Origin of the sequence: Candidatus Sulfurimonas baltica (assembly GCF_015265455.1) — a bacterium.
In the GTDB taxonomy this organism is placed as follows: domain Bacteria; phylum Campylobacterota; class Campylobacteria; order Campylobacterales; family Sulfurimonadaceae; genus Sulfurimonas; species Sulfurimonas baltica.
This window is the reverse complement of record NZ_CP054492.1, coordinates 2,356,833-2,378,007: the sequence shown is the minus strand read 5'-3', so window position 1 is coordinate 2,378,007 and position 21,175 is coordinate 2,356,833. Positions and strand designations below refer to the sequence as shown.

Here is a 21,175-nt window from a genome sequence, read left to right as displayed (position 1 = left end):
ACTTAAAAAAACTTCTAGAGCCTATAAAAATTAGCAAAAACTACTAGAATAAATAGCTGAATATAAGGCTATATAGATGTTTTATATATTTTTTATATTATTATTATTATTATTGCTATACAATACATGCAGATATCAAAGTAAACATAATATAAAACACTAAGGAATAAAAAATGGCACTAAAAGTAGCAATTAACGGAACTGGAAGAATAGGGATAATAGTAGCGAAAATAGTATTATCTCGTGATGATATTGAGCTTGTAGCGATTAATACAACTGCAAAGCCAGATATGCTTGAATATCTTTTTAAGTTTGACAGTGTTCATGGAGGCGTAAATGCCAAAATAATCGATGATAAAACAATAGAAATAGCTGGTAAGAGAGTAGCACTTTTTTCAACAAGAAATATTGACGAACTTGATTTTGGTTCTGTTGGTGCTGAATTGGTTATTGAGTGTACAGGTGCATTTTTGACAATGGAAAAAGCACAAGGTTACTTGAAAAACGGCGTTAAAAAAGTAGTAATGTCTGCACCTGCTAAAGATGATACACCTACATTTGTACTAAATATCAACACTGATGAGTATAAAGGTGAAGCTATTATTTCAAATGCTAGCTGTACTACAAACTGTTTAGCTCCAATATGTAAAGTTCTTGATGATACTTTTGGGATACAAAACGGTCTTATGACTACTATTCACTCTTACACAAATGACCAAAACATACTTGATGTTAAACATAGTTCAGACAAGCGTCGTGCTCGTGCCGCTGCTATCAACATGATTCCAACAACAACGGGAGCTGCTAAAGCAATAGCTAAAGTTATGCCTCACCTAAAAGGGAAACTAAACGGTTATGCTATGAGAGTTCCAACTGCGGATGTATCAGTAGTTGATTTAACTGTAAATCTTAAAAAAGATGTAACGGTAGAAGAGGTAAATGCAGCTTTTGAAAAAGCGGCAGCAGGAGAGTTTTTAGGTTTAATCGAGATTGACCATGATGAGCGTGTTTCTAGTGACTTCATCGGTTCAACTTACAGCTCTACTTATATACCGGATATGACAAGCGTAGTTGATGGCAAAACACTCAAAGTGCTTGCTTGGTATGATAATGAGTGGGGATATAGCAGCCGTCTTGTTGACATGTGTGTATTTGTCGGAAAGTAAGCAATGCTAACATTTCAAAAATATTTCCCTCTTGAAGATACTCCAGAGAATAAGAGTATTATGCAAAGTGCTATGGCAGTTGTAAAAGAAGAAATGCAGAGCAATCAAATTGGTTATTATAAATTGCCGTCAAATTCACTATCGCTAATTGAAAGATTAAAAGAGATAGATAGTGATTTGTTTACGCAGATTATAATCATCGGTATTGGTGGCTCTTCACTTGGAATCAAGGCGATTGATTCAATCTTGCGCCCCTACACGCCAAATGCTAAAGAGATTTTATATTTTGAAAATTCTGACCCTGTGACAATATCTGAAACATTAATTAAAATAAAAAAAGAAAAAGCCGCATTTTTTATAATCTCAAAATCCGGCTCTACCATTGAAACAACATCAATCTTAAAAACAGTTATCGCTACATGTAAGCTAGATCTTGATGGAGCTGATCGCAAACGTGTTTTTGCAATTACCGATAAGGACTCTGCTCTTTCAAAATTTGCCCAACACCACAATCTTGGGGAGTTTAATATACCCGATAATGTAGGAGGACGATTCTCTGTTTTAAGTGCTGTCGGCGTCGTGCCACTTCAGATGGCAGGTTACGATGTGAAAAATATTTTAAAAGGTGCACAAGAGTTTATAACAAGATTTTTTGAAGAAGGTGAAACTCATTTGCTTGAAAAAGCGTGTTACATGTACATTAACTCCAAGAAACAGGGAATTAATGTTCTTTTCTCTTATGCAGATCATCTTGAAGGTCTAACAAAATGGTATGTTCAACTTTGGGGTGAATCACTTGGAAAAATAGATTTTAATGGCAATAGAGTTGGACTGACACCCATCGGGTTAATTGGCTCAGTTGATCAGCACTCTTTTTTAGAACTAATTATTGAAGGGCCTCATGATAAAAGTGTCACCTTTATAAGTATAAAAGATGCCGGAAACGATCTTAAAATTCCAGACATTTCACTTTATGGGATTGAGAAGACAAACTTTATAAATAATCAAAGTTTTAACACTCTTATTAATGCTCAGTGTGATGCTACTATGCAGAGTGTTATTGAGTCTGATGTTGCAGTTGATGCTATTTCTTTTGACAAAGTAACACCTGAAAATATTGGTGCCATTATTATCTATTATGAGCTGTTGACCTCTCTAATGGGTGCAATGCTTATGATAAACACTTACGACCAGCCGGGCGTTGAACTTGGCAAACAAATTCTCTATAAAAATCTAGAAAAACATTAAAGGAAATTTTATGAATCTATTCTCATATGATATTAACGAAAAATACACCACAGCAGTTGCATACTTTTCTATGGAATTCGCAATTGACCAAGCTTTAAAAATATATTCAGGTGGCCTAGGCTTTCTAGCAGGCTCACACATGCGCAGTGTTTTTGACCTTAAACAAAATACTATCGGTATCGGTATGCTTTGGAGTTTTGGCTATTATGATCAGTCACGAAATGAAAACCGCACACTTAGACCGCAATATACACGAAAGCATTACTATTTTTTAGAAGAGCTTGACGTTAAGGTAACAGTAAAAATTCATGGTGAAAATGTTGTTGTTAAAGCGTTCTTAGTGCGCCCAGATATTTTTGGTACAGCCCCTATTATTCTGCTATCAACTGATACTCCTGAAAATGACTATCTTGCACAAACCATTACACATAAACTTTATGATGGAAATGAGCGCACCCGCGTGGCACAAGAGATTGTTCTTGGAATTGGAGGAACTAAAGTTCTTGAGGCTTTAAATCAATCAATAGATATTTATCATATGAATGAAGGGCACTCTTTACCTCTGGCTTATGAGTTATACTCACGATATAAAGATATGGATGAAGTACGTAAACATGTTGTTTTTACAACACATACTCCAGAAAAAGCTGGGAATGAAGAGCATAATATTCACTTCTTACATGAGATGGGCTTCTTCGCAAATCATTCACTTGAAACGGTTAGAGAAATAACAGGCTATAAAAATGATGATAATTTTAGTATTACAGTAGGAGCATTAAGAGCTGCAAAAATTGCAAACGGTGTCTCTAAAATACACGGTATAGTTGCTAATGAAATGTGGGCTAATGTTGAAAATAAATGTGAAATCATTTCAATTACAAATGCTCAAAATAAAAAATACTGGACTGATAAAACACTTATTCGTGCACTTGATGAGCATGAAGACTATGAGGTTATAGCACGAAAAAAACATCTAAAAAAAGTTCTTTTTGAAGTAGTTGCTAACCAAACAGGAAAATTATTCAATCCAGAAGTTTTAACAATTGTATGGGCACGCCGTTTTGCAGAGTATAAACGACCAGGACTGTTAAAATATGATATTGACAGATTTGTAAAATTGATTAAAAATACAGAGAGACCAATACAAGTTATATGGGCAGGAAAGCCATACCCAACAGACCATGGTGCTATGGAAATATTTAATGAGCTTGTGCATATGAGCCATCACTACCACAATATGGCAGTTCTTGTAGGGTATGAACTGCATTTGTCACGTCTTATGAAAGAGGGAAGTGATGTGTGGTTAAATACACCTCGTATTACACGTGAAGCTAGTGGTACAAGCGGAATGACAGCTAGTATGAATGGCTCAGTTCATTTATCTATTGATGATGGCTGGCATCCAGAATTTGCTTTAGATGGTAAAAATTCATTTACAATACCTGCGCTAGACCACAGACTTCCTATTGAAGAGCAGGACCGCATAGACAATAAAAATTTGATGGATATTTTAGAAAATAAAATTATCCCTACTTATTATGATGAGCCGGCTAAATGGGTAGAAATTATGAAAAGTGCTATGACAGACGTTGAGTTCCAGTTTAACTCAGGTCGTATGGTTGCAGAATACTATCTAAACATGTATGACTATAAAAGTTGATAAAACTAGCTCAGATTTAAACTTAATACAAGGAGGAGAGTAGATAATGGCTTTAGCAATTATGAGTTCAGGTGGAGATGCACCTGGAATGAACCCAGCAATTAAAAAATTTGTTGACTATTCCTATAAAAAAGGTGAAATATCTTATCTTATTTATGATGGTCTAGAAGGATTAATTGACAATAAGATTAAAAAAGCAACTCATAAAATTGTTGCCGGCATTATTCATAATGGGGGGACAATAATTCGTTCGTCACGCTCCAAGCGATTTTTTGAGCATGAGTACAGACAAAAAGCTTACGATAATCTAAAAGCCCATAATATTACAGGTTTAGTTGTTTTGGGTGGCGATGGCTCATTTAGGGCAATGGAGAAGTTTAGTTCAGAGTTTGATCTCAATTTTGTAGGTATCCCTTCAACAATTGATAATGACATATATGGAACAGAGTACTGCTTAGGTGTTGATACTGCACTTAATGTTATACGTGATGCTCTTGATAAAATACGTGATACAGCAACCTCTTTCAACCGTGCTTTTTTAGTCGAAGTTATGGGTCGTGATTGCGGTTATTTGGCAATAGTATCATCAATGATTAGCGGTGCAGAAGTGTGTGTAATTCCTGAAATACCGTTTGAGCCAAAATCGCTAGAGAAAAGACTTAAAAAAGAGGTCAAAGAGGGACGAAACTATATCCTTGCTATTGTCGCTGAAGGAACCAAAAAGACAAGCGAAGTTCATAGCTGGTTAGAGGAAAGTTTTGGTTTAGAGACACGAGTAAGTATCTTGGGACACATTCAGCGTGGAGGCAATCCAACGGTATATGACCGCATGATGGCATTTGATTTTACAATCATAGCTGTTGATTATCTTCTTTCACATAGTAATTCGAGTAAAGTTGTTGTTTATCAAAAAGGTGAGTTTAAACTCATTGATATTGATGTAGTAGTTTCCAACAAATACAAAATGCCACAGCACTACCTTGATGCTATAAATTATTTAGATTAAAAGGATAAAACATGGTAAAAATTACAAAAAAAGGTCAAAAAGCCTGGGTTACTTTCAGTGTTATACCAAATGATGGAGAGAGTGTAGCTGTTTGCGGTGAATGGAGTGATTGGGAAGATGAGCCTATGAAAGTTAAAAAAAGCGGTGAGTTTTATGTCACAAAAGTTCTCCCTTTGGAGAGTGAATATCAATTTGGTTATCGCATAAATGGGGACAGATGGGAGTGTGACAATGAGCTAGAGCGCGTTTTATCACCGTTTGGTTCACATAATGCTTTATTAAAACTTTAATTAACAATTAACAATTAACAATTAATAATTAATAAAGTATAATATATAAAACCAATTTTTAGCTAAGAGGATAATATAAGTGAAAGCAGTAGTAATGGCAGGTGGGTTCGGTACACGGATTCAACCACTTGCAAACTCTAGACCAAAGCCGATGTTGCCAATCGTAAATCGTCCAATGATGGAACACACGATGATGATGCTAAAAGAACTTGGCATTGAAGAGTTTATAGTACTTTTATATTTTAAACCTGAAATAATTCAAGACTATTTTAAAGATGGCAGTGAATTTGGAATAAAAATCACATATGTAATACCAGATGATGATTATGGGACTGCAGGAGCGGTGAAATTAGCTCAGAAACATATAGGCGATGATAACTTTATTATAATTAGCGGTGATTTGGTAACTGACTTTGACATGCAAGGTTTTTTCGATTTTCATAAAAATAAAAAATCGAAACTCTCTATCGGTCTAACATCTGTAGAGAATCCGTTGCAGTTTGGTGTTGTAATTGCAAATGAAGATAATGAAATAGAAAAATTTCTTGAAAAGCCGAGTTGGGGTGAGGTTTTCAGTGATACTATAAACACCGGTATATATATAATTGAACCGGAGATTCTCAACTATATACCAAAGGGGAAGAACTTTGATTTTGGCAAAGACTTATTCCCTCTAATTATGAAAGAGAAGATCCAGTTAATGGGTTATAACTTTGAAGGATACTGGCGCGATGTTGGCAACCCTGAGAGTTATAGAGATGTATATTCGGACATTTTAGGAAATCGTGTTAAATTTGCAATTCCAGGAAAAAAACAGCTCTACACTAGTGGTGTATTGTACAGTGACAAACCGTATAAACTTGATAAAAGCATAGAGATTATGGGCAATGTTATACTTGGTAAAAATGTCAAGATTGAAAAAGGCGTTAAGCTTAATAATGCTGTTATAGGCGATAATGTAAAGATTGGAAGCGATAGTAGTATTTTTAATAGTGTTCTTTGGGAAGATATAGTCATAGAAAAAAATGTACGACTAAATAACTCTATCATATGTAACGACAATGTAATCAATAAATATGTTAATGTTAAAGCAGGCTTGATACTAGCTGAGGGTTGTGAGGTTGGTGAGCTTACTACTTTTGAGCAAGATGTTACAATCTGGCCTGATAAAAAAATTGAGCCAGCCTCTATTGTCAGTCATAATGTAGTGTGGGGAAGTCGCTATAAAAATTCAATTTTTGAAAATGGAAGCGTGTCCGGTAAAAGTAATGTTGAACTCTCGTGTGAGATGGCTACTAAATTAGCAGAAGCTTTTGCTGCTCAACTTCCAATTGGCTCAAAGGTGATTATCGCATGTGATTACGATAAAAGCTCACGAATGCTTAAAAGAGCATTTCTTAGTGGTCTTTTATCTGCGGGTATAAATGTTGTTGACCTTAGAAGAACTCCGCCATCAGTATTGCGCTACACCTTAGTAAATGATGATAAATTTATAGGCGGTGCTTATGTTGAACAGTGTCTAGTAGATGCAACCGGTTCACAGATTACACTATTTAATGAAGAGGCGCTTCGTATTGATTCTAACTCTGCAAAAGTGATTGAAAAAGCTTTTTTTATTGAAAAATTTCGTCGTGTTGAACATTCAAAAATAGGTTCTATACATGAGACAGTAAATGCCAGAGAGGCAACTCTTTATAAAAAGGCTCTTGAGGATAAATTTGCAGGCACAATCAATAATGCCAACTTCAGTGTTGCTATAGATCTAATGTATGGGACAACTGCTGATGTTTTCCCAGGCATTATTAATAACCTTGGTATAAAAAACATTGTTCTAAATGCCTATTATGATGAGAAAAGACTATTTAATATTGCAGCGCTTGAAAAACGCTCTGAAGATGATATTTCAGGGATAGTAAAAAGTTTAAATTACGATATGGGAATTATAATACATCCAAATGAGCAGCAAATCAGTATTGTGACAGACAAGGGCCAAGTGCTCGATAAAGTCAATGCTCTTCTTGTGGTATTGCATCTTATGAATATGGATAAATCTAAAGAGATAAAAAAAGTATTTTTACCAACCTGGGCTCCAGATATAGTTAAATTTGATAATTTAGAGATTGAGAGAGGAAGTTACAATAACTTTAAAGCTGATAAACTAAAAGAGTATGCTCTTGTTGCAACAATTGACGGTAACTTTGCTTTTACAGAGTTTAGTGTTACAAGAGATGCTATGTATGCAAGCATTAAAATAATGCAACTGTTAAACCTTCATGGTGCAACACTTTCTGATTTATCAAGCAGAATTGATTCTTTTGATTACCGAACGCTAAAAATAGAGTGTACTCAGGCACTTAAAGGTAAGATGATGAGAAAGTTCTTAGAGCATGCAAAAGATAAACAATCATCCTCTATTGACGGCGTTAAGATTTGGGAAAATAATACAGACTGGATATTAATGATTCCAGACAACTACAGTGATCATTTGAATATTTATATTCAAGCTCAAAACAAAGTATCCGGAGACGCAATATATGATAACTATAGTGCTAAAATAGAAGAATGGTCAGCATTATAAAGGAAGATCTATGAACATTAGTTTTATGTGGCACATGCATCAGCCGGACTACAGAGATGGATCAGGTGTTATGCAGATGCCATGGGTGTTTTTACACGCTATTAAAGACTACTATGATATGCCGTGGATGCTTGCAAGACATGAGGGGTTGAAAGCCACATTCAATATTACCCCTCCATTGATAGAACAGCTTAAGCTTTATTACGAAGAGCCACAGAAGAATGATCGTTTTTTAAATCTATGGATGCAAGATCTTGTTTTACTGAATGAAACTGATCGTAATTGGATGATAAAGTTATGTAAAAGTACTCCGTTTGAAACAATGGTTTTAGCATTGCCATCTTATGCAGCACTGCACAAAAAAGAGCACTATAATGATAATGAGCTTTTTGACATGCAGGTACTCTTTATACTATCATGGTGTGGAATATATCTGCGTTCAAGCAATGATCTAATTAGTAGATTGATTAAAAAAGAGCGTCATTATAACAATGAAGATAAAAGAGCGCTTCTGCATGAGTTATCTAAATTTGTATCAACCATCTTTGATTACTATACAAAACTCTATCAAGATGGACGAATCTCTATATCTACAACACCACTAAATCATCCTATCTTACCACTTCTTATGGATATGGAGAATGCTGTTAAAGCCAACCACTCAACTAAAATTCCAAAGCAACACACTTCTCTTGAAGATGATGCCGTTCTTCAAGTAACGCGTGCTCAAGCACTATTTCTAGAGACATTTGGTTTTGAGGCTGAAGGCTTTTGGCCGGCTGAGGGCGCAGTAGATGAAAAAAGTGTTGCTCTCTTAAAAGAGTGTGGCATTAAGTGGATTGCCACAGATGAAGCTATACTATTTAAATCACTAGGACATGCAGATAGAAGTACATTATATAGCCCATATAACTATAATGAGCTGTGTATAGGTTTTCGTGATCACGGCTTAAGCGATCATATAGGATTCACGTACCGATACTGGGAAGCTAATAAAGCAGCTGATCATTTTATCTCTTCTCTTTCTTCTATTAATAAAAACAGTCCCGATGGCACCGTTTTTATTATTTTAGATGGTGAAAATGCTTGGGAGTTTTTTCATAATAACGCATTTGACTTTTTTGATGCACTTTATACAAAAATTAATAATACTCCATGGTGTAAAACACTTCACATGGATGATGTTGCAAAACTTCCAACAAAACCTTTAAATAAATTAGCTCCAGGGAGCTGGATTCACGGTGAGTTTAATACCTGGGTTGGGCACAGTGAAAAAACACGTGGATGGGAACTCATTTATCTTACAAAACGAGATTTCAATCACCATAAAACAACACTCGACAGTGAGACAAAAGATAAGATAACCAATCACTTCTTAGCGGCTGAGTGTTCTGACTGGTTTTGGTGGTATGGCGATGACCACTTTACAGAGTTTGGAACTGAGTTTGATATGTTGTTTCGTTCACATCTAATCTCTATCTATGATCTTATGCATATTGCTCCACCATCAGACCTCTTTGAAACTATTATTGGTGATAGAAGTTCTCAGAAATTTTGGTTACGACCTCAATCACATATCTCACCTACAACCAATGGTCTGCACGACTCATTTTTTGAGTGGATAGGGTGTGGTGTTGTAGATGAGAGTAAGCTCTTCTCAACGATGGATAGAGTTCGCGGTCCTGTGAGCAAAATACTTTACGGACAAGATGAGACATCTGTCTATTTTGCCTTTAATGCTGACATTAGTCAAATACATGAGTGTGATACGATAGGAATTATTATTGAACCAATAGAGTTTAATGAGAGTGTTGAGCTTCATGCTTTTAAAAGTGCAAATTATGAAGAGCATTTTGGAAATATAAAGGTTGAGATTGCGGCTAAGAATATGTTGGAGATTCGCATAGATAAAAGCTCAATAAAGACTGATCAGATACAAATTCGTTTTGAACTAACCAAAGGGGGTGTCATTATACAGACACTTCCAGGTTTTGGTGAATTAGAGATTGATTTAGCAACTGATTATAGTGAAAACTGGTTTGTTTAGGAGTTAGTATGAAAAAAGTTTCTTTGTTATTTGGTATACATATGCATCAGCCGGTAGATAATTTTGGCGAGGCGGTTGATGAAGCTATAGAACTCTGCTATGGGCCATTTTTTAAAACTATGGTTAAATACCCTGATTTTAAATTTGCAGTACATTGTAGCGGCTGGTTGCTTGACCAGATTAGAAACAAGCATCCCAAAATTTTTAGCAATATGAGTAAATTGACTAAAAAAGGTTCAATAGAGTGGGTAAGTGCTGGTTATTATGAACCTGTTCTTAGTTCTATCCCATCACGTGATCGTCAAGCTCAGGTTAATAAGCTCAATAGTTATATTAAAGAGCATTTTAATGCTACGGCTGAGGGGTTGTGGCTTACTGAGAGAGTGTGGGAGTCATCAATCGTCCCAGACTTGAATAAAGTAGGGATAAAATACGCAATTGTTGATGATTATCACTTTTTAAGCAGTGGGTTTAGTGCATCAAAGATGGATGGATATTATATGACTGAAGAGGGTGGTTACCCTCTTGCACTTTTTCCAATTTCACAGTCACTGCGGTATGCACTTCCGTTTTTTAGCGTAGAGCGTGCTATTGATGCAATACTTGAGTGCTCTAAAGAAGAAGATTCTGCTGCTATTATATTTGATGATGCTGAGAAATTTGGACTATGGCCAAAGACTCATAAGTGGGTTTATGAGGAAAAATGGCTAAAGCATTTTGTAGAAGCCGTTATAGCACATGAAAATATAGAGACAATGCACTATAGTAAATATCTCGCACAGAACAATTCACGAGGTCTTGCATATCTTAATGATACCTCCTATTTTGAAATGGGAGAGTGGAGTTTAAGTAGTGATAACACCCTCGCACTAGAAGAGCTAAAAGAGCATGTAGGGAGTGAATATATAGAGAAGATGGGTGTCGCTTTTATTAAAGGTGGTATCTGGAAAAACTTTTTTATTAAATACCATGAGAGCAATTATCTTCATAAGCGAATGCTTTCTCACAGTGTTCATCAGGAGAGTCTTAAGGCCTCTTCATTGGAGAGCCTCTATAAAATGCAGACAAATGATGTCTTTTGGCATGGCGTATTTGGGGGCATTTACCTTCCAAATCTAAGAGATAATGCCTATCGTCACCTTTTGGAGATTGAACGTGAGCAGGCTAAAAACAAGATATCTTTCGAGCGCAAAGATATAGATATGGATGGATATGATGAGTTAAAAGTGTTGAGCAAATCATTATCAACAGTTTTTTCAAGTCGCTGGGGCGGACAGATGATTGAGTTTGGTTCACTTGATAAGCTCTTTAACTGGCAAAATACACTTATGCGCCGCAAAGAGGCATATCATGCAAAAATACTTAATCCGATACAGCATAAAATAGTAAGTAGTGACCAAATCAGAGATGGTATTGAGACAATACATAATAGTTCTGAGAAGATTGACGAGAGTTTAAAAGCTGAACTTATTTATGATTGGCACCCTAAACATTCATTTATAGACCATTTTTCAACTAACCCTTTTGAGTTGGAGAGCTTTAGAAAACTCTCATTTTGTGAAGTTGGTGATTTTGCAAACCACTCTTTTGAGATGGATGTCAAGACTAATACATTTAGACGAAAAGGTGGCATCTATCTAGATAAGCGTTATGTGAGTGAAGTTGAAAAAAGTTATACATTTGATGATGAAAGTGTCACATTGGACTTTACATGTAGCAGTGAATATACTCAAAAATTGTTCTACGGTATGGAGTGTAACTTTCATTTAGCTCATCCTCACCACGCAACATTAAATGGTCAAAAAGTTCAGAGTGGATTGAGTATAGATGATATTGATACACTTACAATTGTAGATACTTTTACAGAAAAGAAGATTACCCTTACATGTAGCAAAAAGTGCAATGTACATGCTTATATTTTAAATACTGTCTCGCAAAGTGAAAGTGGATTTGACACAGTCGCACAGCAGATATCTTTAATCTTTTCAGTAGGGTTTGAATCAAATTTAAACATGCAAATCAATCTTGGAGTATCTAATGTCTGAAATCCGTCTTGATCGAATGCATAATCAGTATGTGCTGATTGCGCCAGAACGACTCCGAAGGCCAGACTTACTTGCGCCCATAAAATTAAAAAAATTACATCAGCGTTGCCCTTTTTGTGAGGGGAATGAAGCATTGACTCCATCAGAGCTCTTTGCTATGCGTGATAATTCACCCAATTCAGCAGGTTGGAAAACTCGTGTAATTCCAAATTTGTATAAAGCGGTGCAAATAGAGCTAGAGGATAAATCTAAAAGAGAGAGTATGTTTGAGTCCATTCCCGGCGTTGGTGCTCATGAAGTATTGATTGACTCACCATGTCATGATTGTTCTATTGAAGGAGCTGATCCTCAAAGTATTGAGAATTGGCTAAGAAGCATGATAATTCGTGTAGAAGATTTAAGAAAAGATAAGAGATTAGTGCATCTGAGTATCTTTAAAAACTTTGGTTCAATGGCTGGTGCAACACAAGAACATCCACATACTCAAATATTAGCATTGCCGATTATGCCGCAAAACGAGATAGTGTTTTTGGAACGAAATATGAAATACTACAGCAGACATGGGCGGGGAATGGTGGAGGATATCTTGCAAAATGAGATATCTGCTAAAGATCGTATTGTATCAGAAATAGGTAGTTTCGTAGCTTTTTGTCCTTATGCCAGCAGTTTTCCTTTTGAGATTATGATTGCTCCAAAACGCAATATTGCTTGTCTTGAACAATGTACACGCGACGAGATTAGTGACTTGTCTGTGATAATTAAAGAGGTTTTTCAAAAACTTTCAAGCCAACTTGGTAGCTTTAATTATAACCTCTATTTTCGTTTAGCACCGCTGAACTCAAATTTTGAAAATGAGTCATATATGTCTTACTTGAATAAAAACTATCGCTTTACAATACGTATAACCCCACGTATCTACCGTCTTGGCGGTTTCGAAATTGCCACCGGTATGGCGATAAACCCTGTCTCTCCAGAAGAGTGTGTAAAGCTATTTAATAATCAAGAATATTTATGAAAATTCTTTTTGCCGCAAGTGAGATTTTCCCTTTTGCTAAAACTGGGGGTCTCGCAGATGTGGCTCAAGCACTACCACACTCACTAAGTAAACATATTGATATAGTTTGTGTTATGCCTCTGTATGGATTTATGGAGAAATCTTTATTGCAAAAAAGTGAACTTAGCTTTCGAGTAACAATAGGTGATAATACTCACTTTCTTACTCTTTATACAAGCAGTTACAAAGGTGTAAAAACGTACTTTATTCAAACTCCTTTGTTAAGCGATACCGAGGATTTATACAGCAGTAGTAGCGGTTCATATGCTAATAATAATCCGAATTTTGGAATCTTTTGTGCCGCTATTGTGAAGTTGGCAAAAGAGCTACATGTAGATATAGTACATCTTAATGATTGGCATACCGCACTTGCCGCTTTATGGATAAAAGAGTCCGCACCTGAGATTAAAACTGTTTTTACAATTCATAATCTTGCGTATCAGGGACTCTTTGATGCATCAATGCTTAAATATTTTGGAATAGACACTAAGTACTTTACTATTGATGGTCTTGAATTTTATGATAAGCTTAGTTTTATAAAAGCGGGTATAGCTTACAGCGATATTATTACAACTGTGAGCCCTCAGTATGCAAAAGAGATAATGAGCGAGAGATTTGGGTGTGGTCTTCACACTTTTTTACAGACTCATAAAGAGAAAATATTTGGCATTCTCAACGGTATAGACTTGGAGCTGTTTAATCCGCAAACAGATAGGGCACTTACAGCTACTTTTAGTTCAACAAACATAAACTTTAAATATCTCAATAAAAAGGGACTTTTAAAAGAGCTTGGTATTGAGGCTTCTGATAGGCCTCTATTTATTATGATTAGCAGATTAGTACATCAAAAGGGCTTTGACTTGTTACTTGATTCTCTTAGCGAGATATTAAAGAGAGAATTAAATTTGGTAATTATGGTTGATGGACAAAGCAGTTACAGAAAAAAGCTTGAGTCTGAGTCTAAGAGACATGGGAATTTATCTCTTCAAATCGGATATAGTGAAGATAATTCGCATCGTCTTTATGCGGCGGGTGATTTTTTGCTAATGCCATCACTTTATGAGCCTTGCGGATTGAGTCAGATGATAGCTATGCGTTACGGAGCTGTACCAGTAGTTCATGGAGTTGGCGGTCTTCTTGACACTGTACATGAGAATCAGCAAAAATGCGGAGAAGGGATTGTATTTTTATACCCAACAGAAGAAGCACTCCTTGATGCAGTTGAGAGGGCTTTAGAACTTGGTAAAAATACCAAAGAGATGCAAAGAGTTATAAGTTTTAATATGGAGTGTGACTTCTCATTTGATAAAAGTGCCCTCTCATATCTTGAACACTACAGGGAGCTAGTAGCATGAATTTAGCGATAGATGTTGGTGGCAGTAATCTTCGTGCCCAAATATGGGACGGAAATATACATATAGACTCTATGTCAACAAAGAGTAAAAACATCGGAGTTGCTGCTTGGATAGAGTCTATACTAAGCAAGCACAAGAGGATAACTACTATAGGTATTGCTTATGCAGGGCAGGTCGAAGATGGATCTATAATATCAGCACCAAATTTAAACATAGACAAAAAAGATATAAAAAAGTTTTTTGAGTCAAACTATGACGTTACTCTTAAGATAGAGAATGATTTAACATGTGCTGTAATGGCTGAAGCAAAGTATCATAATAGTAAAAATATTTGTGCGCTGTATCTTGGAACAGGACTTGGTCTTGGTGTTGTTGAATCTGGAAAAATTCTTAGAGGCTCTCACAACATTGCAGCAGAATTAGGACATATTCCATATAAAGAATCACCATTTAAATGTGGCTGTGGACGTTCTAACTGTATAGAACTTTTTGCTTCTGGAATTGCTTTGAGAAAGTGGATACAACATTATGCAATTAATTGCGAACCAAAATTAAGTGAGCTTAAAAAAATATCTGATAACAAAATTGCAGATATTTTTGAAGAGGCGTTACTTTATGCCGTAGGAACAGCGATAACTCTCTTTAACCCTGATGTTTTAGTATTGGGTGGTGGGATAGTATCGGCAAACCCATATCTCCTAGAGATGATAACTGAAAATATAGATAAACATGCTCTGCCTCAGGCACTCAAAGATATAGAGATTTGCACAAGTAACATAGATGGTGCACCGCTTCAAGGGGCACTTTTATTGAAGGATTATAATGATTAAGAAAAAATTGAATATTTTATTTGTGGCATCAGAAGTTGTTCCATTCGCTAAAACAGGTGGGTTGGCCGATGTCTCTGGAGCTTTGCCTAAAGCATTGGGTGAACTTGGTCATAATATTATTGTTGTGATGCCTCGTTACTATCAGGTTGATAAAAGTAAGCTGACTCACCTTGAGGGTGCTTTAGGTGTTCCAATGGGACCTATGGGGGAGTTATGGGCAGGTGTCTATACGTCACCTCTTCCTAACAGTGATGTCCCTGTTTATTTTATAGATTATGAAGAGTTTTTTGGACGTAAAGAACTTTACAATGATGATAATGAGCCTTTTATAGATAATGACAACAGATTTATATTTCTCTCAAAAGCAGCTCTACAATTATGTAAAAAGTTGAATTTTGTGCCAGATGTAATTCATGCGAATGATTGGCATACAGCTTCACTTCCACTGCTGACTCAAACACGTTTTTGGCACGACTTTAGAGATGTGCCAACGGTGCTGACAGTTCATAATCTTCAACATCAGGGCAACTTTTACAAGGGCGCTATGGATGTTATGGAGTCTGGATGGGACCACTTTGACCCAACAAGCTTTGAGAGTTTCGATAGTATAAATATGTTAAAAGGGGGAATTGCCTACGCTGATGCGGTCACCACAGTCTCCAAGCGCTATGCTCAAGAGATTCAGACACAAGAGTTCGGTTTTGGCTTAGAGCATCATATCCAAGCACACTCAGGAAAACTTTTTGGTATTTTAAATGGTGTAGATTACGATGAATGGAACCCCTCTGTTGATACTAAGATTGCCCAAAAATTTGATGTTGGAAATATGAATGGTAAGGCTACATGTAAGCGTGCAATGCAAGAACATTTTGGTCTTGAGGTAAATGACAACATACCACTGATAGGGTTTGTCGGACGCTTTGCAGAGCAAAAAGGGATAGGGCTTATTTCTGGAATACTAGATGGACTAATGGAACAAAATATTCAGATTATTATGCTTGGTGCTGGTGAGAAATGGGCTGAACACTACTTTAGCGAGGCAGCATCAAGGCACAGAGGTAAATTTGGTATACATGTAGGCTATTCAGATGCTTTAGCACACCAAATCGAAGCAGGATGTGATTTCTTTTTGATGCCGTCGCTGTTTGAGCCTTGTGGTCTGAACCAAATCTACAGTCTTCGCTATGGAACACTCCCTATTGTCCGTGCTACCGGCGGGCTAGATGATACTATTGAAAACTTTGATGAAAATCATGAAAACGGCAATGGGTTTAAATTTGATTTGCCAACGCATGAGGCGCTTTACTACACAATACTTTGGGCTGTAAGTATTTACAATAATGATAAAAAATCCTTTAAAGCAATGCAAAAACATGCAATGCAGATGCACTTCGGCTGGGATGATGCCGCTAAATCGTATGAAGACGTATATAGACATACTATTGCTAATCGTCGCAAACACTAAACTACAATAGGAGTAGACAATGACATATCCTATTTATTATGATATAAGCCGCTTTAGCACACTTGATATTTATTTATTTAAAGAGGGGACACATGTAAAGCTCTATGAGCGATTAGGTTCACATCTTATGGAGAGAGAAGGGCAGAGAGGTGCTTACTTTGCACTCTGGGCACCAAATGCAAAAAGGGTGACGCTTCGCGGTGATTTTAACCAATACGACATTCATTCGCACCCTCTAAAAATGAGAGATGACGAGTCTGGAATTTGGGAGTGCTTTATCCAAAATGTAGAGCCGGGTACAACTTATAAATATCATATCTCTACCGATGGCGATAATGCAAACCCGGATAAAGCTGACCCATATGCCTTTTATGCAGAGGTTGCCCCAAACTCGTCATCACGTGTATGGAGCATAGAGGATTACAAGTGGAGAGATAAAGAGTGGATGAAATCACGCCATAAAAACAACTCCCACAAAGCTCCTATCTCTATTTATGAAGTTCATTTAGGTTCATGGAGACGTAAGGTTGAGGAGTCAAACCGCCCTTTAACTTATAGTGAAGCAGCCATAGAGTTGGCAGAGTATCTGTGTGAGATGAATTTCACACATGTAGAGTTGATGCCAATTACTGAATTCCCTTTTGAGGGTTCGTGGGGTTATCAGGTAACAGGGTATTTCGCCCCAACGGCACGCTATGGAACACCTCAGGATTTTATGAGTTTTGTTGATGTTATGCATGAGTATGGAATCGGTGTAATCCTTGACTGGGTCCCTTCACATTTTGTGACCGACGGGCATGGTCTTATGAACTTTGACGGAACTTGCCTTTATGAGCACGAAGATCCACGCTTAGGGTACCATCCAGATTGGAAAAGTGCAATTTTCAACTATGAGCGTAATGAAGTTCGTGCATTTCTAATCAGTTCTGCAATGTTTTGGCTGGATAAATACCATATTGACGGTATCCGTGTTGACGCAGTATCTTCAATGCTCTATCTTGATTTTGGACGTGAAAATGGGGAGTGGATAGCAAATGAGCATGGAGGTAATGCAAACCTTGGTGCAATAAAATTTCTTAAGCAACTCAACACAAGTCTTTACGGTGAGTTTAGTGACATTATGACCTTTGCTGAAGAGGCAACTGCATACCCTATGGTCAGCCGTCCGGTCGATGAGGGAGGTTTAGGGTTTGGCTACAAGTGGAATATGGGATGGATGCATGATTCATTGAAATATATGAAAAATGACCCTATTTACCGCCAGCACTACCACAGCCAGCTCACTTTTAGTTTTGTTTACATGTATAATGAAAACTACACTTTACCGCTAAGTCACGATGAGGTTGTCCATCTAAAAGGCTCTTTGATAAACAAGATGCCTGGGGACAATAACCAAAAGTTTGCAAACCTTAGAGCTCTGTTTGCTTTGATGATTGCACACCCCGGAAAGAAACTGCTTTTTATGGGTGGTGAATTTGCCCAGTTTGGTGAGTGGAACTACAAGCAAAGTCTTGATTGGCACCTGCTTGAGAACCCGCAAAACAGAGGTATCCAAACTATAATAAAGAGTCTTAACAAACTTTATATAGAGGAGCCATCTCTACACAAAAACGATGTGCAGGTAGAGGGTTTTGAGTGGATTGATGAGAATGACTATCAGGCTAATGTTATTAGTTTTATTAGAAAAGGCTCTAAAAAAGATAAAGCGGTTATAGTGATTTGTAATTTTTCAGATAAGACGCATGTAGATTACCCTATTGGAGTTCCTAAAAAAGGGGTGTATAAAGAGATTTTTAACTCGCAGTCAGCAGAGTTTGATGGTTGGGGTATTACTAATGAAAACCCTATAAAAACAGAAGCAAAAGAGCATCACGGACGTAAACACATGCTACATGTAACGCTTCCACCTCTGGGTGTGATATATCTTAAAATGGTGAATAATAAGTTATAATCATTATATGATTTTATTAAAAAAAGTGGGGGAATAGGTTTTGTTTAGATATCTAAGTCACGTATATATTGCATGGATAATACCTCTACTGATAATAGTGTTGCTTGTATCTATGAGAATAGGTGCGCACTACCTTGCCTTTCACTCTTTTGCCGAGTACTTTGCAGTTTTTGTAAGTTTGGGCATATCATTAATAACGTACTATACATACTCTTTTACAAAAAACAGATATTTGCTATTTATAGGGCTAGGCTATTTTTGGATTGCTATTTTAGATGTATTGCATACGCAGACGTATATGGGAATGAATATTTATGAGATATATGATTCAAATACATCAATAACTTTTTGGGTATTTACTCGCCTTTTTGAAGCTTCCATATTACTAACAGCTCCTTTTATGCGATATAGAGAGTACAAAAATTTTAATCTCACACTGCTATTTTTTATAATTACAAGTATTATTATTGTTGTAGCTATGAACTTTCCTCCTGAGATGTTTATTGAAGGAGAAGGATTAACGGATTTAAAAATAGGACTTGAATACTTTATAATTTTTATTTTACTTGTGACACTTTATTTTAATAAAAAATATGCCAACGAATTTAGTGCAGTAATTAGAAAAGCTATGCAATACAGCGTAATTTTGACCATTCTTGCAGAGGCCTCTTTCGCTCTTTATACTGATGTATATGGAGTAATGAATCTTGCTGGGCATATATTTAAATTTTTATCATTTTGGATACTGCTGCAAGCTATTCTTAAAACATCTTTAGAAGAGCCATTCGCTCTAATGCAAAAGAGTGCTACTACTTACAATGTTATTCCTTACCCGGTAATTGTTGTAGATAAAAAAGGGACAGTAAGACAAGCAAACAGAGTTGCATTAGAGATGTTCGGCAAAGAAGAATCTTCTGTTATAGGTTCAAGAAATCATAAGCTGTTTCACCCAAAAAGTATTAATGAAAATGAGTGCCCAATCTGCAAATCAATTTTAAATGGTGAAGTTTTAGAAGATTATATTTTGACTGACAAAGATTTAAATACTACGGCGCAGTATTCACTGAGTCCAATAAAAAGTAATGAAAATAGTGTATCCGGTATGCTTCAGATTATTGTTGATATAACACATGCCAAAACACTAGAAACTAAAGTGGAAAAACAAAAAGAGGTTTTAGAGTACCAAACTAATTATGACGCATTAACCAATCTGCCAAATAGGTTTTTGTTAGAAGACAGACTAGAACATGCAATCCAAAAAGCCAAGCATCATGATGAAGAGTTTGCTCTACTGCTTATAGATCTTGACCAGTTTAAGCAGATCAATGATACATTGGGACATAAAATTGGAGACCAAGTTTTAAAAATATTTAGCAGCAGACTTCAAAATATAATTCATGAAGATGATACATTGGCTAGATTTGGAGGAGATGAATTTTCAGTAGTGTTAGAAAATGTACAATCCTTAGAGGCAGTTTATGAATTGGCAGAGAATATTATTCAAGGTGCAAAACAGCCAATATTTATTGGGAAGCATACTCTATATATATCAGCTAGCATAGGGATTAGCATGTATCCTAAAGACTCTGGTGATATACATGATTTACAAAAGTATTCTGACAGTGCTATGTATAAAGCAAAAGAGGAGGGGAGAAATAATTTTCAATTCTATTCTCCTGAGATGACACTAATTGCTATGAGTAAAGTTCTTATGCAAAGTGATTTAAGAAAAGCAATAGCGAATGAAGAGTTTGTGGTCTACTATCAGCCACAAATTGATACCTCAAACGATAAAGATGTCTTGATTGGACTAGAGGCTTTGGTTAGATGGGAACACCCGACACAAGGGCTTATTCCACCATTCAAGTTTATCCCCTTGGCTGAAGAGACAGGTATGATTGTCGAGCTTGACAGGTTGGTCATGAAAATGGCAATAGCTCAGGTAGCACAATGGTATAAAGAGGGTTTAAATCCGGGGAAGCTATCTTTAAATCTTGCAATGAAACAACTACATCAGGACGATTTTATACAAGCCATTCAGACAATAATAGATGATTGCGGATGCATAGACAAAAAATATTTATCATTTGAAATAACTGAAAGTGATTTAATGACAAATCCTGAGGTGTCAATTAAAAAGTTAAATATACTAAAAGAGTTGGGCATAGAAATATCAATTGATGATTTTGGAACAGGTTACTCTTCGCTCTCTTATTTAAAACGCTTGCCTGTCAGTAAATTGAAAATAGATCAATCATTCACAAGGGGAATTCCCGGTGATAAAGATGATGTTGTTTTAGTTAAAACAATTATTGCTCTGGCAAAAAACCTTAATATGAAGGTGATTGCCGAAGGTGTTGAGACAAAAGAGCAAAAGGAGTTTATGTATGAAAATGGTTGTGTTGAAATTCAGGGGTACCTCTACTCAAAACCAATACCTAGTGAAGAGACGAAGAAATTTATAATTTCATATCAGTAGT

Annotated in this window: 14 protein-coding genes; all 14 read left to right on the top strand. The window is 36.3% G+C overall.

What is annotated here, in order from left to right; translation table 11 throughout:
* The first annotated feature begins 173 nt into the window (after nucleotides 1-173).
* The 14 genes from gap (at nucleotide 174) to HUE88_RS11915 (ending at nucleotide 21,174) form a co-directional block, all read left to right on the top strand.
* Nucleotides 174-1,166, top strand: coding sequence for a type I glyceraldehyde-3-phosphate dehydrogenase (gene gap, locus HUE88_RS11980; protein WP_194369336.1), 993 nt, complete (start codon nucleotides 174-176; stop codon nucleotides 1,164-1,166).
* A 3-nt stretch (nucleotides 1,167-1,169) separates the two neighbouring features.
* Nucleotides 1,170-2,414: a glucose-6-phosphate isomerase gene (locus HUE88_RS11975; RefSeq protein WP_194369334.1), complete on the top strand. Its 1,245-nt coding sequence runs from the start codon at nucleotides 1,170-1,172 to the stop codon at nucleotides 2,412-2,414.
* A gap of 10 nt (nucleotides 2,415-2,424) precedes the next feature.
* Nucleotides 2,425-4,074 carry an alpha-glucan family phosphorylase gene (gene glgP, locus HUE88_RS11970; protein WP_194369332.1) on the top strand — a complete coding sequence of 550 codons (1,650 nt, stop codon included), beginning with the start codon at nucleotides 2,425-2,427 and terminating at the stop codon, nucleotides 4,072-4,074.
* A gap of 46 nt (nucleotides 4,075-4,120) precedes the next feature.
* Nucleotides 4,121-5,080 (top strand): 6-phosphofructokinase, encoded by a 960-nt coding sequence (locus HUE88_RS11965; RefSeq protein ID WP_194369330.1) that lies wholly within the window; start codon nucleotides 4,121-4,123, stop codon nucleotides 5,078-5,080.
* An 11-nt stretch (nucleotides 5,081-5,091) separates the two neighbouring features.
* Nucleotides 5,092-5,370, top strand: coding sequence for an early set domain-containing protein (locus tag HUE88_RS11960; protein ID WP_194369328.1), 279 nt, complete (start codon nucleotides 5,092-5,094; stop codon nucleotides 5,368-5,370).
* 79 nt (nucleotides 5,371-5,449) lie between these two features.
* Nucleotides 5,450-7,948 carry a sugar phosphate nucleotidyltransferase gene (locus HUE88_RS11955; protein ID WP_194369326.1) on the top strand — a complete coding sequence of 833 codons (2,499 nt, stop codon included), beginning with the start codon at nucleotides 5,450-5,452 and terminating at the stop codon, nucleotides 7,946-7,948.
* Nucleotides 7,949-7,958: 10 nt separating this feature from the next.
* On the top strand, nucleotides 7,959-9,995 hold the full coding sequence (locus HUE88_RS11950) for a glycoside hydrolase family 57 protein (RefSeq protein ID WP_194369324.1): 2,037 nt from the start codon (nucleotides 7,959-7,961) through the stop codon (nucleotides 9,993-9,995).
* Nucleotides 9,996-10,003: 8 nt separating this feature from the next.
* Nucleotides 10,004-12,040 (top strand): alpha-amylase/4-alpha-glucanotransferase domain-containing protein, encoded by a 2,037-nt coding sequence (locus HUE88_RS11945; RefSeq protein ID WP_194369321.1) that lies wholly within the window; start codon nucleotides 10,004-10,006, stop codon nucleotides 12,038-12,040.
* Nucleotides 12,033-13,055 carry a galactose-1-phosphate uridylyltransferase gene (galT, locus tag HUE88_RS11940; protein ID WP_194369319.1) on the top strand — a complete coding sequence of 341 codons (1,023 nt, stop codon included), beginning with the start codon at nucleotides 12,033-12,035 and terminating at the stop codon, nucleotides 13,053-13,055. The genes HUE88_RS11945 and galT overlap by 8 nt, the downstream gene beginning before the upstream one ends.
* Nucleotides 13,052-14,449, top strand: a complete 1,398-nt coding sequence (locus HUE88_RS11935; protein ID WP_194369317.1) for a glycogen synthase — start codon at nucleotides 13,052-13,054, stop codon at nucleotides 14,447-14,449. Before galT ends, HUE88_RS11935 begins: the two co-directional genes overlap by 4 nt.
* Nucleotides 14,446-15,279 carry an ROK family protein gene (locus HUE88_RS11930; RefSeq protein WP_194369315.1) on the top strand — a complete coding sequence of 278 codons (834 nt, stop codon included), beginning with the start codon at nucleotides 14,446-14,448 and terminating at the stop codon, nucleotides 15,277-15,279. Before HUE88_RS11935 ends, HUE88_RS11930 begins: the two co-directional genes overlap by 4 nt.
* On the top strand, nucleotides 15,272-16,744 hold the full coding sequence (gene glgA / locus HUE88_RS11925; RefSeq protein ID WP_194369313.1) for a glycogen synthase GlgA: 1,473 nt from the start codon (nucleotides 15,272-15,274) through the stop codon (nucleotides 16,742-16,744). The genes HUE88_RS11930 and glgA overlap by 8 nt, the downstream gene beginning before the upstream one ends.
* A 19-nt stretch (nucleotides 16,745-16,763) precedes the next feature.
* The gene (glgB, locus tag HUE88_RS11920; RefSeq protein ID WP_194369311.1) at nucleotides 16,764-18,695 is read left to right on the top strand and encodes a 1,4-alpha-glucan branching protein GlgB; all 1,932 of its coding nucleotides are present in this window, start codon (nucleotides 16,764-16,766) and stop codon (nucleotides 18,693-18,695) included.
* Between the two features lie 112 nt (nucleotides 18,696-18,807).
* A complete protein-coding gene (locus HUE88_RS11915; RefSeq protein WP_194369309.1) occupies nucleotides 18,808-21,174 on the top strand; it encodes an EAL domain-containing protein in 2,367 nt (788 codons plus the stop codon).
* Nucleotide 21,175 lies beyond the last annotated feature (1 nt).

What these genes read in the sequence shown, in the direction of transcription:
- gap (WP_194369336.1), top strand. Translation starts at nt 174, where the DNA reads ATGGCACTAAAAGTAGCAATTAACGGAACTGGAAGAATAGGGATAATA.
- HUE88_RS11975 (WP_194369334.1), top strand. Translation starts at nt 1,170, where the DNA reads ATGCTAACATTTCAAAAATATTTCCCTCTTGAAGATACTCCAGAGAAT.
- glgP (WP_194369332.1), top strand. Translation starts at nt 2,425, where the DNA reads ATGAATCTATTCTCATATGATATTAACGAAAAATACACCACAGCAGTT.
- HUE88_RS11965 (WP_194369330.1), top strand. Translation starts at nt 4,121, where the DNA reads ATGGCTTTAGCAATTATGAGTTCAGGTGGAGATGCACCTGGAATGAAC.
- HUE88_RS11960 (WP_194369328.1), top strand. Translation starts at nt 5,092, where the DNA reads ATGGTAAAAATTACAAAAAAAGGTCAAAAAGCCTGGGTTACTTTCAGT.
- HUE88_RS11950 (WP_194369324.1), top strand. Translation starts at nt 7,959, where the DNA reads ATGAACATTAGTTTTATGTGGCACATGCATCAGCCGGACTACAGAGAT.
- HUE88_RS11945 (WP_194369321.1), top strand. Translation starts at nt 10,004, where the DNA reads ATGAAAAAAGTTTCTTTGTTATTTGGTATACATATGCATCAGCCGGTA.
- galT (WP_194369319.1), top strand. Translation starts at nt 12,033, where the DNA reads ATGTCTGAAATCCGTCTTGATCGAATGCATAATCAGTATGTGCTGATT.
- HUE88_RS11935 (WP_194369317.1), top strand. Translation starts at nt 13,052, where the DNA reads ATGAAAATTCTTTTTGCCGCAAGTGAGATTTTCCCTTTTGCTAAAACT.
- HUE88_RS11930 (WP_194369315.1), top strand. Translation starts at nt 14,446, where the DNA reads ATGAATTTAGCGATAGATGTTGGTGGCAGTAATCTTCGTGCCCAAATA.
- glgA (WP_194369313.1), top strand. Translation starts at nt 15,272, where the DNA reads ATGATTAAGAAAAAATTGAATATTTTATTTGTGGCATCAGAAGTTGTT.
- glgB (WP_194369311.1), top strand. Translation starts at nt 16,764, where the DNA reads ATGACATATCCTATTTATTATGATATAAGCCGCTTTAGCACACTTGAT.
- HUE88_RS11915 (WP_194369309.1), top strand. Translation starts at nt 18,808, where the DNA reads ATGAGAATAGGTGCGCACTACCTTGCCTTTCACTCTTTTGCCGAGTAC.